Origin of the sequence: Mesorhizobium sp. M1428, assembly GCF_040317515.1 — a bacterium.
In the GTDB taxonomy this organism is placed as follows: Bacteria; Pseudomonadota; Alphaproteobacteria; order Rhizobiales; family Rhizobiaceae; genus Mesorhizobium.
In genome coordinates this window covers 1-12,861 of record NZ_JAMYKT010000014.1, presented here as the reverse complement: position 1 = coordinate 12,861, position 12,861 = coordinate 1, and the positions used below count along the sequence as shown (strand labels likewise).

At 62.0% G+C, this 12,861-nt stretch carries 16 protein-coding genes; 8 read left to right on the top strand and 8 right to left on the bottom strand.

The window, feature by feature from the left end; all coding sequences use genetic code 11:
- Positions 1-37 precede the first annotated feature (37 nt).
- A complete protein-coding gene (tdh, locus tag NKG60_RS19970) occupies positions 38-1,072 on the top strand; it encodes an L-threonine 3-dehydrogenase (protein ID WP_352975379.1) in 1,035 nt (344 codons plus the stop codon).
- A 243-nt stretch (positions 1,073-1,315) separates the two neighbouring features.
- Here tdh and NKG60_RS19965 read toward each other — a convergent pair whose 3' ends face one another.
- Entirely contained in the window at positions 1,316-1,759 is a 444-nt protein-coding gene (locus tag NKG60_RS19965) for a MarR family winged helix-turn-helix transcriptional regulator (protein WP_352663019.1), read from the bottom strand.
- 140 nt (positions 1,760-1,899) lie between these two features.
- On the opposite strand from NKG60_RS19965, the gene hmgA reads away from it, so the two are divergent.
- From hmgA to NKG60_RS19940, 5 genes are all read left to right on the top strand, one after another.
- Complete coding sequence (gene hmgA, locus NKG60_RS19960) at positions 1,900-3,213, top strand: homogentisate 1,2-dioxygenase (protein WP_352663016.1); 1,314 nt, start codon at positions 1,900-1,902, stop codon at positions 3,211-3,213.
- Between the two features lie 10 nt (positions 3,214-3,223).
- On the top strand, positions 3,224-4,087 hold the full coding sequence (locus NKG60_RS19955; protein WP_352975378.1) for an MBL fold metallo-hydrolase: 864 nt from the start codon (positions 3,224-3,226) through the stop codon (positions 4,085-4,087).
- Between the two features lie 366 nt (positions 4,088-4,453).
- On the top strand, positions 4,454-5,476 hold the full coding sequence (locus tag NKG60_RS19950; protein WP_352663010.1) for a fumarylacetoacetate hydrolase family protein: 1,023 nt from the start codon (positions 4,454-4,456) through the stop codon (positions 5,474-5,476).
- Positions 5,473-5,766, top strand: coding sequence for a hypothetical protein (locus tag NKG60_RS19945; RefSeq protein WP_352663007.1), 294 nt, complete (start codon positions 5,473-5,475; stop codon positions 5,764-5,766). Before NKG60_RS19950 ends, NKG60_RS19945 begins: the two co-directional genes overlap by 4 nt.
- A gap of 4 nt (positions 5,767-5,770) precedes the next feature.
- Complete coding sequence (locus NKG60_RS19940; protein ID WP_352663004.1) at positions 5,771-6,331, top strand: DinB family protein; 561 nt, start codon at positions 5,771-5,773, stop codon at positions 6,329-6,331.
- Here the strand turns inward: NKG60_RS19940 and NKG60_RS19935 are convergent.
- The 3 genes from NKG60_RS19935 to hppD all read right to left on the bottom strand — a co-directional run bounded on the left by NKG60_RS19935 (position 6,310) and on the right by hppD (position 8,093).
- Positions 6,310-6,684, bottom strand: coding sequence for a type II toxin-antitoxin system VapC family toxin (locus NKG60_RS19935; protein WP_352663001.1), 375 nt, complete (start codon positions 6,682-6,684; stop codon positions 6,310-6,312). The genes NKG60_RS19940 and NKG60_RS19935 overlap by 22 nt on opposite strands.
- Complete coding sequence (locus NKG60_RS19930) at positions 6,681-6,908, bottom strand: type II toxin-antitoxin system Phd/YefM family antitoxin (RefSeq protein WP_352662998.1); 228 nt, start codon at positions 6,906-6,908, stop codon at positions 6,681-6,683. Before NKG60_RS19930 ends, NKG60_RS19935 begins: the two co-directional genes overlap by 4 nt.
- A gap of 69 nt (positions 6,909-6,977) precedes the next feature.
- A complete protein-coding gene (gene hppD / locus NKG60_RS19925) occupies positions 6,978-8,093 on the bottom strand; it encodes a 4-hydroxyphenylpyruvate dioxygenase (RefSeq protein ID WP_352662995.1) in 1,116 nt (371 codons plus the stop codon).
- Between the two features lie 153 nt (positions 8,094-8,246).
- Here hppD and NKG60_RS19920 point away from each other — a divergent pair, with 153 nt between their 5' ends.
- A complete protein-coding gene (locus NKG60_RS19920) occupies positions 8,247-8,714 on the top strand; it encodes an Lrp/AsnC family transcriptional regulator (RefSeq protein WP_023674409.1) in 468 nt (155 codons plus the stop codon).
- Between the two features lie 218 nt (positions 8,715-8,932).
- On the opposite strand, the gene NKG60_RS19915 is transcribed toward NKG60_RS19920, so the two are convergent.
- The 4 genes from NKG60_RS19915 to aztA all read right to left on the bottom strand — a co-directional run bounded on the left by NKG60_RS19915 (position 8,933) and on the right by aztA (position 12,111).
- Positions 8,933-9,271, bottom strand: a complete 339-nt coding sequence (locus tag NKG60_RS19915) for a protein tyrosine phosphatase family protein (RefSeq protein WP_352662992.1) — start codon at positions 9,269-9,271, stop codon at positions 8,933-8,935.
- Positions 9,272-9,456: 185 nt separating this feature from the next.
- The gene (gene aztC / locus NKG60_RS19910) at positions 9,457-10,398 is read right to left on the bottom strand and encodes a zinc ABC transporter substrate-binding protein AztC (RefSeq protein ID WP_352662989.1); all 942 of its coding nucleotides are present in this window, start codon (positions 10,396-10,398) and stop codon (positions 9,457-9,459) included.
- Between the two features lie 22 nt (positions 10,399-10,420).
- Entirely contained in the window at positions 10,421-11,296 is an 876-nt protein-coding gene (aztB, locus tag NKG60_RS19905) for a zinc ABC transporter permease AztB (RefSeq protein WP_023674413.1), read from the bottom strand.
- A complete protein-coding gene (aztA, locus tag NKG60_RS19900; RefSeq protein ID WP_352662986.1) occupies positions 11,296-12,111 on the bottom strand; it encodes a zinc ABC transporter ATP-binding protein AztA in 816 nt (271 codons plus the stop codon). The genes aztB and aztA overlap by 1 nt, the downstream gene beginning before the upstream one ends.
- Before the next feature lie 211 nt (positions 12,112-12,322).
- On the opposite strand from aztA, the gene NKG60_RS19895 reads away from it, so the two are divergent.
- Entirely contained in the window at positions 12,323-12,667 is a 345-nt protein-coding gene (locus tag NKG60_RS19895; RefSeq protein ID WP_023674415.1) for a RidA family protein, read from the top strand.
- Positions 12,668-12,861 lie beyond the last annotated feature (194 nt).

Below are 12,861 nucleotides of genomic sequence, written 5' to 3'. Positions count from 1 at the left end.
AAGAGATTCAAGCGACTAAGGTTCTGGGGACGAAAGAATGTCGAACATGATGAAGGCGCTGGTCAAGGCCAAGGCCGAGCCGGGCATCTGGATGGAACAAGTGCCGGTGCCGGAGATCGGCCCCAACGACGTGCTGATCAAGATCAGGAAAACCGCGATCTGCGGTACCGACGTCCACATCTACAATTGGGACCAGTGGGCACAAAAGACGGTGCCGGTGCCGATGGTCACCGGCCATGAATTCGTCGGCACGGTCGCCGATTTCGGCGCGGCGGTGACCGAATACAAACTCGGCCAGCGCGTTTCGGGCGAAGGCCACATTGTTTGCGGCCATTGCCGCAACTGCCGGGCGGGCAGGGGGCATCTGTGCCGCAACACGCTTGGCGTCGGCGTCAACCGGCCGGGCGCCTTTGGCGAATATCTGGCGATCCCGCAGCACAATGTCGTGCCGATCCCCGACGACGTGCCCGACGAGATCGCCGCGATATTCGATCCCCTGGGCAATGCGGTTCACACCGCATTGTCCTTCGATCTCGTCGGCGAGGACGTGCTGGTCACCGGCGCCGGGCCTATCGGCATCATGGGCGCATTGGTGGCGCAGTGCGTCGGCGCGCGCAAAGTGGTCATCACCGATATCAACCCGGTGCGCCTGGCACTGGCGAAAAAGCTCGGCGTCCAGCATGTCGTCGATGCCTCGAAGGAGAAGTTGCGCAATGTCATGCCGGCGCTCGGCATGACCGAGGGTTTCGACGTCGGCCTCGAAATGTCGGGCGCCGCGCCTGCCTTCCGCGACATGATCGATACCATGAACAATGGCGGCAAGATCGCCATTCTCGGCATCGCGCCGACCGGCTTCGAGATCGACTGGAACAAGGTCATCTTCAAGATGCTGCATCTGAAAGGCATCTACGGTCGCGAGATGTTCGAGACCTGGTACAAGATGATCGCGCTGGTGCAGGGTCCTCTCGATGTCAGCGGCCTGATCACCCACCGCATCGGCATTGACGACTATATTTCCGGGTTCGAGGCGATGAAGAGCGGTAACTCCGGCAAGGTGGTGATGGACTGGTGACGCCGAAGAAACACCGTGCGGGCTGAAAGCTGTTCCGTAGCGATCCTTCGCGCCCCCCTCTGTCCTGCCGGACATCTCCCCCACTTGGGGGGAGATTGGCCATCGTGCTGGCTTTCGCCAATCTCCGACGTCGCAAGACGAGCGGAGCGCCGAAGCTGCCGATCTCCCCACTTGTGGGGGAGATGTCCGGCAGGACAGAGGGGGGCGCTGTCCCGCCAGCGTGCCAGCAATTCTGCCAGGAACCTAGCTTTTTCCCAATGCCGCCTCCAATGCTGCCACTCCGCTTACAACGGCCGCTCGCTGTTCCGTGCTCAGCCTTGCCAGCAGCTCCCGCTCGAACGCTTTCGCCAGCGGCACCATTTCGCGATAGGCGGCAACGCCAGCTTTGGTCAGCGTCAGATGCTCGACACGGCGGTCTTTTTCGTCTGGCGTCCGGACGAGCCAGCGCCGCCGCTCGAGTTCGGCGACCGCGCGCGAAACCTTGGTCTTGTGCATGGCAGATTGCTCGCCGAGCGCCGTCGCCGTCATCGTGCCGTGCTGTCCAAGTCCGGCCAGCGTGCGCCATTCGGGTCGGGTCAGGCCGTGACGGTCCTTGTAGATCCTTGAGAATTCGCGGCTGACGGCATCGGCAAGCCGATAGAGCCGGTAAGGCAGGAAGGATTGGAGTTCGAGGATTTCCGGTTTCATTTTGGCCTTGACTGAGCAGGCTGGCGCCCCACGCCGAAATCACCATTGATGGTTACATTTTCAATGGTTACAAATGAAACCAGTTTGGTCAACTCGGAGCGCCCTTGGACGCTCCGGGACTATGAATTCGGGAGGATGCCATGGCCTTTTCCTACATGCCGGGTTTCGGCAATGACTTCGAAACCGAGACTTTGCCGGGCTCGCTGCCGCAGGGGCGAAACTCGCCGCAACGGCCGGCCTATGGCCTCTATGCGGAGCAGCTGTCGGGCTCGCCTTTCACCGCGCCGCGCGGCACCAATGAGCGCTCCTGGCTTTATCGGATAAGGCCGAGCGTCAGGCATACCGGCCGCTTCAAAGCGGCGAATTATCCGTTTTGGAAAAGCGCGCCGAATGTCGGCGACCACCAGCTCGCGCTCGGCCAGTATCGCTGGAGCCCCGTGCCCATGCCGAAGGAACCGACGGACTTCATCGCCGGCATGCGCTCGATCACCACCGCCGGCGACGTGCTCGGCCAGACCGGCATGGCGGCAAATGTCTATGTCGCCAACCGTTCGATGGCCGACGACCATTTCTTCAACGCCGACGGCGAGTTGCTGGTCGTGCCCCAGGTTGGAGCCTTGCGCTTCGTCACCGAGATGGGCGTCATCGAACTCAGGCCGGGCGAGATTGCCGTGCTGCCGCGTGGTCTGGTGTTCAAGGTCGAACTGGTCGATCCGCAAGTGCGCGGCTATGTCTGCGAGAATTACGGCGCCAAGCTGACGCTGCCGGATCGCGGCCCGATCGGCGCCAATTGCCTGGCCAATCCGCGCGATTTCAAGACGCCCTGCGCCTGGTTCGAGGACAAGGAGACACCGTGCCGGCTGATCGCGAAATGGTGTGGTCAGTTTCATGTCACCGAGATCGACCATTCGCCGCTGGATGTGGTGGCGTGGCACGGCAATTATTCGCCCTACAAATATGATCTTGCGACCTTTTCGCCGGTCGGTGCGATCCTGTTCGACCACCCCGATCCGTCGATCTTCACCGTGCTGACCGCGCCGAGCGGCGAGGAAGGCACCGCCAATATCGATTTCGTCATCTTCCCGCCGCGCTGGCTTGTGGCGGAAAACACTTTCCGGCCGCCCTGGTATCACCGCAACATCATGAGCGAGTTCATGGGCCTGATCCACGGCCAGTACGATGCCAAGGAAGAGGGCTTCGTGCCCGGCGGCATCAGCCTGCACAACATGATGCTGGCTCACGGACCCGATGCGTCTGGCTTCGAAAAAGCCTCGCGCGCGGAGCTGAAACCGGTCAAGCTCGACAACACCATGGCCTTCATGTTCGAGACACGCTTTCCGCAGATGGTGACCCGCTATGGCGCCGAGCTCGAAACCCGGCAGGACAATTACATCGACTGCTGGGCCGATCTGAAGAAACGCTTCAACGGCACGCCCGAGGGCGACTGGTCTTGAGCGCCGTCGCATGACGGATCGTCTGGTGCTTCTCGGCTCGAAGGGTGGCCCGGCGCTCCGGCCGGGCGGACCGTGGCCGAGTTCGTCGCTGCTGGAGATTGGCGGCCGCACCCTCGTCGTCGATTGCGGGCTGGGCGTAACGCGCGGGTTGACCGACGCCGGCGTCAGTCTGAAGGCGCTCGACCTGATCTTCATCACGCATTTGCACTCCGACCATGTGCTGGAACTCGGACCTCTCATCCACACCGCCTGGACGGCCGGCCTGGCGGCGCCCGTCACTTTGTTCGGCCCGCCCGGCATCGGCCATTATTGGCAGCGCTTTTGCCAGGCAATGGAATTCGACATCGAGATCCGCATCGCCGATGAAGGCAGGCCGGATCTCCGCGACCTGGTGTCGATCGTCGAGTTTGCTGAAGGCCAAGTGGCCGAAGAGCGCGGTCTCAAAATATCGGCCTTGCGCGTCGACCACCCGCCAGTGACGGACTGCTTTGCGCTGCGCTTCGATCATGCGGGGCAAGGCGTCGTCTTTTCGTCGGATACGGCGTTCTTTCCGCCATTGGCGGATTTCGCCGAGGGCGCCGACGTCCTGGTCCACGAGGCCATGCTGGAAGAGGGTATCGAGCGGCTGGTCGCGAAGACCGGCAACGGCGCAAGGCTGAGAGAACACCTGCTTGCCAGCCACAGCTTTGCCGAGGAAGCGGGCCGCATCGCCAGCGATGCAGGCGTCAAAAGACTGGTCCTCAACCATCTCATTCCCGCCGACGATCCCGAGATCGGCGAGGCCGACTGGATTGCCGCCGTCAGGAAAACATGGGCCGGCGACTTGACGATCGCCCGCGACGGCCTTGTTGTGGGGCTTGGGAGTGAGACGTGACCAACGACAAGCTTTGGGAAGAGGTGCAGAAATCCGAGGAGACATCCTGGGTGCAGCTCTCCTTGTTTCTCGATAGGGTGGAAGACTTGCCGTCTTTCGTCCGGTTCCTCGATGCGCTGCGAAACGACCGTGAGGACGCCGACCGCAAGGAGGCATTGCGGTCGGCAGGACCTGACATCAGCTGGAATGGCTGGGAAAACAATTCGTTAGCCACTTTTCTTGAATCGGCTGTCGCTTGGGCGTCACCTGGACCGATGGTAGTCGGCGCGGCGACCTGGCATTGCTGGCAAATGAAAATCCCTGGAGAGCCGCAGCCAGAATTATCTATGCCGGCAAATATTACGAATAAACGCCTTGGGAGGAAGCATGAAGCTTGCCACATTGAAGGACGGGACGCGCGACGGAAAGCTCGTCGTCGTATCGCGCGACCTGACGCGATTTACCGATGCGTCGTTCCTGGTGCGGACGCTGCAGGCCGCGCTCGACGACTGGCGTCGCATCGCGCCGCACCTCGCTGCCATGGCCGAATCGCTGGAGAACAATGCGGTGCCGTCTGCCCGCTTTCACGAGCATGACGCCCATTCGCCGCTGCCGCGTGCCTATCAATGGGCCGATGGCTCGGCCTATGTGAACCATGTCGAGCTGGTGCGGAAGGCGCGCGGCGCCGAGATGCCGGCAAGCTTCTGGACCGATCCGCTGATCTACCAGGGCGGCTCGGACTGCTTCCTCCGGCCGCGCGACCCGATCCGCATGACCGACGAGACCCTTGGCATCGACATGGAGGGCGAGGTCGCTGTCATTGTCGACGACGTGCCGATGGGTACAGGCCTCGATGAGGCGCGGGCAGCGATCCGGCTGGTCATGCTGGTCAACGACGTGACGCTGCGCGGCCTGACCGGACCTGAACTCGCCAAGGGGTTCGGCTTCTTCCAGTCGAAACCCTCATCGGCCTTTTCGCCGGTTGCGGTGACGCCCGATGAGCTGGGCGATGCCTGGGATGGCGGCAAGGTCAGCCTGCCGCTGCTGGTCGACCTCAACGGCAAGCCGTTTGGCCGGGCGAATGCCGGCATCGACATGACCTTCGATTTTCCGGCGCTGATTGCGCACGCCGCCAGGACACGACCACTTGCCGCCGGCACGATCATCGGCTCGGGCACCGTTTCCAACAAGCTCGGCGGCGAGCCCGGAAAACCTGTCCCTGCAGGCGGCGCCGGCTATTCCTGCATCGCCGAATTGCGCATGATCGAGACCATCGAAGCCGGCGCGCCGAAAACGCCGTTCCTGCGCTTTGGCGACACGGTGCGCATCGAAATGAAAAACAAGGCCGGACAGTCGATTTTCGGCGCCATCGAGCAGAAGGTCGAGAAATACGAGGGGGCAAGAGAATGACGGGCGAGACATTCTATCTGCTGTACGGTGTCTGGGCCCTTGCCATGCTGGCGATCTTCATCCTGGCGATCCGGCTGAGCTATCGCATCGAGGCGCGCTCGCCCGGCCTGACCAACCGCAGCGGCTTTCCGCGCAAAGCGATGATGTTTCACACCGTCACCAACACGAATGTCGCGCTGGACCAGGAAACGCAAGCCATGCGGCGGCGCATGATCGGGCTGCTGCTGATTGTTTTGGCTGGGTTTGCGCTTCTATGGGCGGGTGTGTCGCTGTTCCGGATCGCGCCGTGAAGTCATGGACCTGCTGAGCCATTTCCGCCGCATGGCAGCTAACAATCTGTGGTCCAACGACCGGCTCTATCGTGCCGTGCTGCAGCTTGAGCCCGGCGAATTCGAGGCTGAAAGGATAAGCTTCTTTCCCTCGATCAAGGCAACGCTCAATCACATCCTGGCCGTCGATTATCTCTATCTCGATTTTCTCGAAGAGGGCGGCCTCGGCGCCGCGGCTTACGATGAGTTCTTGCTCTTCGACGAAGCGGACGCGCTCTTTGGCGCGCGGGCGGAGGCCGACCGGCGGCTGATCGCTTTTTGCGACCGCCTGTCGACGGACGATATCGAGCGCCGCGTCGTCACCGACCGGCGCGAGAACGGCATGATACCGGAACGGATCGGCGATTTGCTCGCCCATCTCTTCATCCACGACATCCATCATCGCGGCCAGGTGCACGCGATGCTGTCCGGCACCTCGGTGACACCGCCGCAACTCGACGAGTTCTTCCTCGATTACGATGTGAAGTTGAGGAAAGCCGAAGTCGAGCGGCTGGAGCTGGATGATCAGACCAACGCGACGTCGTAGGCTGAGAAATGTCGATCCGCAGTGATCACCGTCAGACCTTCAATTTGAGCCTGTGCGATGAGCAGACGGTCGAAGGGATCGCGATGATGGAACGGCAGATGCTCAAGCCTCGCTGCGTGTAGTTCATTCACACTGAGGATCGGAATGCCGTTCGATCGCAGGATTTCCACGATGTTGCCTGTGAGCGTGACTTTGCCGAGCGATTTCTTAATGGCGATCTCTGCTACCGAGACGACGCTGACGACCACATCCTCGCCCGCAAGAAAGATCTCGCGATGGTGATCCGAAAGGCGTGAATCCGCGTTGAGTACCCAAAGCAGAATGTGAGTATCCACCAGATATTGGCGGCTCATTTAATGTACTCGTCCCATTCGGGACCGAGTTCATCAAAATCATCCGATATCCGAATTTGGCCTTTCAGGGCCCCAAAAAGGCCTTTGCTCCCGCCAGCCCGGGTGGGCGCGCTCAGGGTCGCCACCACCTCTCCATGCCGCGTCAGATGGATCTCTTCGCCGGCCTGGGCACGTTTCACCAACTCGGAGAGTTGCGCCTTCGCTTTTGCCATCGGAACATTCATGGTCAAACCTCTTATGACCAGAATTTAGGTCATAACTGATCAAACCACAAGCCACCTCGGCCGAGCTGGCTACGCTGCCTTGCCGTCCACCTTCAGCACGCCGCGCTTGATCTGGTCCTGCTCGATCGATTCGAACAGAGCGCGGAAATTGCCCTCGCCAAAACCTTCGTCGCCCTTCCTCTGGATAAACTCGAAGAAGATCGGGCCGATCACGGTTCTCGAAAAAATCTGCAGCAGGATCTTGGTCGTGCCGCCGTCGACCACGCCTTCGCCGTCGATCAGGATACCGTGCTTTTTCATGCGCTCGATCGGCTCTTCATGGCCGTTCACGCGGGCATAAGACATGTCGTAATAGGTCTCGGGCGGGCCCGGCATGAACTTCAGGCCGTTGGCGGCCAGCCTGTCGGTGGCGCCATAGATGTCGTCGGTGCCGACGGCGATGTGCTGGATGCCCTCGCCATTGTACTTCTTCAGATATTCGGCGATCTGGCTGGTCTCGTCCTTGGACTCGTTCAGCGGGATGCGGATCTTGCCGCAGGGCGAGGTGATGGCGCGGCTGACCAGGCCGGTGATCTTGCCGTCGATGTCGAAGAAATGGATCTGCTTGAAGCCGAACAGGTCGCGGTAGAAATCCCACCATTTGTCCATTTGGCCGCGATAGACATTGTGGGTGAGGTGGTCGAGATAGTAGAAGCCGACGCCTTCAGGCTTTGGATCGCGCTCGCCCAGCCAGTCGAACTCGGCGTCGTAAGCCGAGCCCTTCTCGCCGTAGGTTTCGATGAAATAGAGCAGCGAGCCACCGATGCCGACGATCGCCGGCACGTCGAGCGTCTTGTCGGCGCCTTCATAGGGCGTCGCGCCCTTGGCTACCGCGTGATCGAAGGCATGCCTGGCATCGACCACGCGCCACGCCATCGAGGCGGCGCAAGGGCCGTGCTTGTCGACGAATTTCATCGCATGCGAGCCGGGTTCGGCATTGACGACATAGTTGATGTCGCCCTGCCGCCAGACGGTGATGTCCTTGCTGCGGTGCTTGGCCACCTGCACATAACCCATGCGGGTGAACAGCTCGGCGAGCTTTTCCGGCTCGGCATGCGCGAATTCGACGAATTCGAAGCCGTCGGTACCGGCGGGATTGGTTTTGCTGATCTTGGCGGGCGGTGCGTCGTGCGGGAAGGGACCCATGGCATTGCTCCGAAATCTGGCCCGAAATCTGGCATTGGCCGCGTCGGCCATGTCTGAGCGCAATTATAGCGCGGAGCGAGTGCAAATTGCTTGCATTCAAACGCTTGAAATGCTCTGGTCATGCGCGAGTTGTGCATTGCGGAGCCGAAATTCATGGATGAGGCGCGCATCGACCAGTTTGACCGCAAGATAATGGCTCTGCTGCAGGGCGATGCGCGGCTGACCAACAACGATTTGTCGGAACGGGTGAACCTGTCAGCGTCGCAATGCTCGCGCCGTCGCCAGCGGCTGGAGGAGGACGGTTATATCAAGGGCTACCGGGCGGTGCTCGACCGCGACAAGCTCGGCTTTTCCCTGGTCAACGTCATTTCGGTGACGCTCGCCACCCACAACCGCGACAATGCGCGGCGTTTCGGCGAATTGGTGGCGCGGCTACCGCAAGTGCAGGAAGCGCACGCGCTGACCGGCGAGATGGACTACATATTGAAGGTGGTGACGCCCGATCTCAAATCATTGTCGGAGTTCGTCAACGGCGTGCTGCTGCCGCACGAATCCGTGCAGCATGTGAAGACGGCGATCGTGCTGGAGACGCTAAAGGAAACCGGCGCGCTGCCGATTTAGGCTGGGTGAATTAAGCGCGATATGTCGGAGGGACAGCACCCCCCTCTGGCCTGCCGGCCATCTCCCCCGCAAGGGGGGAGATCGGCAGCTCTGACCTCGTGCCCCACTCCGCAACATTGAAAATTGGCGAAAGCCAACGCGGCATCCAATCTCCCCACTTGCGGGGGAGATGTCCGGCAGGACAGAGGGGGGTGCGAAGGATCGCGGCGGCTAGCCAGTCACCCCTTCTGCTGCTGGATCAGCCCATACAGATTGGTGCAACGGGCGCCGGACCGGCAGTAAGCGAAGACCGGGCCATCAAGCTCATCCAGCGCCTCGGCCTGGTCCTCGACATTCTCGGCCGTGATCTGGCCGCTGATCACCGGGATGTAGCGGAAGGCGAGCCCGGCTCCTTCGACCGCCGCTTTGACGGTGTCGGCGGATGGCTGGCCCGGTTGCTCGTTGTCCGGCCGGTTGCAAATCACGCTCTTGAAGCCGGCATCCTTGATGGCGGCGACATCCTCGGGCTGGATCTGGCCCGAGACCGAATAGTCCTCGCTGATCTGACGGTATTCCATGGCTGGGGTCCTCGCAATTTGGTTAGCGGCAGTCTTGCCACTCCCTGACCCGGTCGGCAATCCGCGCGAAAAGAAATCCATCCGCGCAGATAGAGATTTCGATGCCAGAAATCCAGCCGGGCTAACGCCGCATGTCGCCAGACGCATCATGCGCCAGCCCGGCTGGATGAACCGGATCGGTCGGCTCAGCTGCCGAGGATCGCGCCTTTGATCTGGGCGATGTTGTTGTGCATCAGGTCGATATAGGTCGCGGCCGGGCCGTCGGGCTGTGACAGCGCATCGGAATAGAGCGTGCCGCCCACCTTGATGCCGGTCTCGCTGGCGATCTGCTCGATCAGCCGCGGGTTGGTGATGTTCTCGACAAAGATCGCCGCCGCCTTGTCCTGCTTCACCTGGCTGACCAGCTTGGCGACGTCGGCAGCGGAAGGCTCCGACTCGGTCGACACGCCTTCCGGGGCCAGGAACGTCAAGCCGTAGGCCTTCTCGAAATAGCCGAAGGCGTCATGCGAGGTAATGACGACGCGCTTCTCTTGCGGGATCGACTGGATCGCCGCCTGCACTTCGCCCTCAAGCGCATTGAGCTTTTGTGTATAGGCGGCTGCATTGGCTTTGTAGCTGTCGCAACCGGCAGCGTCGGCCGTGCAGAAGGCGTCGGCGATGTTCTTCACATAGATCTTGGCATTGGCGATCGACTGGAAGGCATGCGGATCGGTGACCGTCTTGCCGCCATCGGTTTCCGCGCCTTCGGCGGCATCGGCCTCGGCGAATTCGGGTTTGAAATTGATCGGCGTGACCCCCTTGGTCAGCACGGCAATCGAAGCCTTGGTGGCGCTGGCGTCGACCAGGCGCTGCAGAAAACCTTCGAAATGCAGGCCGTTGACCAGCACGATGTCGGCCTTGGCCATCGCCACCGCATCGGCGGGGCTCGGCTCGTAGACGTGGGCGTCGCCGTCCGGCCCGACGACGGTGGTCAGATCGATCCGGTCGCCGCCGACATTCTTGGCGAAATCGGCGATGATGGTGAAGCTGGCGACGACTTTCAACGGCTCAGCAAAGGCCGAAGATGAGCCAAGGGCGGTTAATGTTATAACGCTCACGGCCAAGGAGGCGCGGATCGATTTCAGCATGGACAGGTTCTCCTTGTTGGGATCAGGCGGTTCTGTGGCGGTGATGGACGATACGGGCGCGCAGGATGCCGCGCGTGCCGAACAGGATCGAGGCGAAATAGACGACGCCGGCGGACAGGATGATGGCCGGGCCGGAGGGCAATGACGCATGGTAGGACAACAGCAGCCCGGCAATGCAGGAGGCAAAGCCGATCACTGTGGCCAGCACGCACATCGGCTCGACGCGTGAGGTCCAGAAGCGGGCCGCCGCTGCCGGCAGCATCATCAGCCCGACCGACAGCAAGGTGCCGAGCGCCTGGAAGCCGCCGACGAGGTTGAGCACGACGAGGCCGAGGAAGATGAAATGCACCGGGCTGCCCATCCGGCTGACCGAGCGCAGGAACAAGGGGTCGAGGCATTCGGCGACCAGCGCTCGCCAGAAGATGGCGAGACTGACCAGCGTCACCACGACGATGCCGCCGATCAGCGTCAACGCCTCGTTGTTGAGTGCCAGCACGGTGCCGAAAAGCACATGCATGAGATCGACGCTGGAGCCGCGGATCGACACCATAAGCACGCCGATCGCCAGCGAAATCAGATAGAAGGCCGCCATCGAGGCGTCCTCGCGCTGGATGGTGAAGCGCGAGACGGCGCCGGCGCCGAGCGCCACGATGATGCCGGCGATCAGTCCGCCGATGGTCATCGGCAGGATTTCCAGGCCATAAAACAGGAATCCGGCGGCGGCACCCGGCAGGATGGCATGGGCCATGGCGTCGCCGGACAGGCTCATGCGCCGCAGCATCAGGAACACGCCGACCGGGCAGGCGCCGAGCGACAACATCATCGAACCGGCGAGCGCCCGCTGCATGAAGGCGTAGTCGGCAAACGGGGCGACGAAAAGACCATAAAGCACGTCCATCATGCCGCCCTCGGCCCGGAGCCGTGATGATGGTCATGGCTGTGCTCGTGGCTGCCGTGCTCGTGCCCACTGTGATCATGCTCGCCGGGCTCACACCATGGCGCGTTGTCTTCCCAGGCTTCGTGGAAGCGGCGCGCGCGCAACAGATTCTCCGGCCGCAGCGTCTCCCTGGTCTCTCCCCAGGCGACCGGCTGGCGCGCCAGCAGCAGCGTTTCGGGGAAATTCTGCCGCACCAGATCGAGATCGTGAACGACGACCATGATCGTGCGTTCCTCGCCGTGCCAGCGCTTGATCAGCGCGATCAGGTCGCCGACGGTCTTGCTGTCGACCGCGTTGAACGGCTCGTCGAGCAGGATGAGCTCGGCATCCTGCAACAGCACGCGGGCAAACAGGGTGCGCTGCAGCTGGCCGCCTGAGAGTGTGTCGATCGGGCGCTTCTCGAAACCGCCGAGGCCGACGGCCATCAGCGCCTCGCCGACCGAGTCGCGGTCTTCTCTTGTATAACGGCCGAGCATGCCGCGCCGCGGCCACAGGCCCAGCGAAACCAGGTCGACGACCCGGGCCGGAAAGGAGCGGTCGAGCTCGGACTGCTGCGGCAGGTAGGCGGCGCGCACGCCCGGCGCCCGGATCACCGCACCGGCCATCGGCTTCAGGACGCCGACAATGCCCTTCATCAGCGTCGACTTGCCGGAGCCGTTGGCGCCGACGACCGCTGTCAACGATCCCTTGCGGATCGTACCATCGAGGTGGTGGATCGCCGGATGGCTGTTGTAGCCCAGCGTCAGGTCGCGGAAGGTCAGGCAGGTTTGGCTCATGTGACGATCCATGGGGCGACGATCTGTGCTGCAGGGGCGGATTCGATATGTGATGTTATTACATTAGTCAACAAGCCAATCGGGCGGAATTGCGGCCGGCCGTCATGTTGTGTGCTTTGGCTTGGCTCAAGAAGTTCCGCTCGAGCGACCTTGCTCCCGGCGAACCCGGCCCCTAAACAGGCGCAGCTGACAAGAGGAGAAGGAATATCCAATGAGCATTCGTCGTATCGATGTAGGCCCGCGCATGAGCCAGATCGTCATCCACGGCAACACCGTCTATCTGGCCGGTCAGGTCGGCAAGCCGGGCGGAAACGTCGGCGCCCAGACCAGGGACATTCTAGCGGCGATCGACGAATTGCTGGCCAAGGCCGGCACCGACAAGACCAAGATCCTGCAGGCGATCATCTGGCTGGCCGACATGAGCACCTTCGCCGAGATGAACGCGGAGTGGGACAAGTGGGTACCACAGGGCAACACGCCGGCCCGCGCCACCGGCGAAGCCAAGCTTGCCGGACCGGAATATCTGGTCGAGATTATTGTTACTGCGGCGATTTGAGAATGCGGCTCTAACCCTCCCCCTCGAGGGGAGGGTCGGCGAGTAGTCGAAGCGAAGCGGAGACTGCGAGACGGGGTGGGGTCGGCGAGGTTGCTCCGACCCCCCCCCCCCGGACAAAAAAGCCGCCGGCGGCCAAATTGAACCCCGCCCCCACCCGCACAGGAGGGCGTATAAAAAAAGACCGCGGCCAAGAA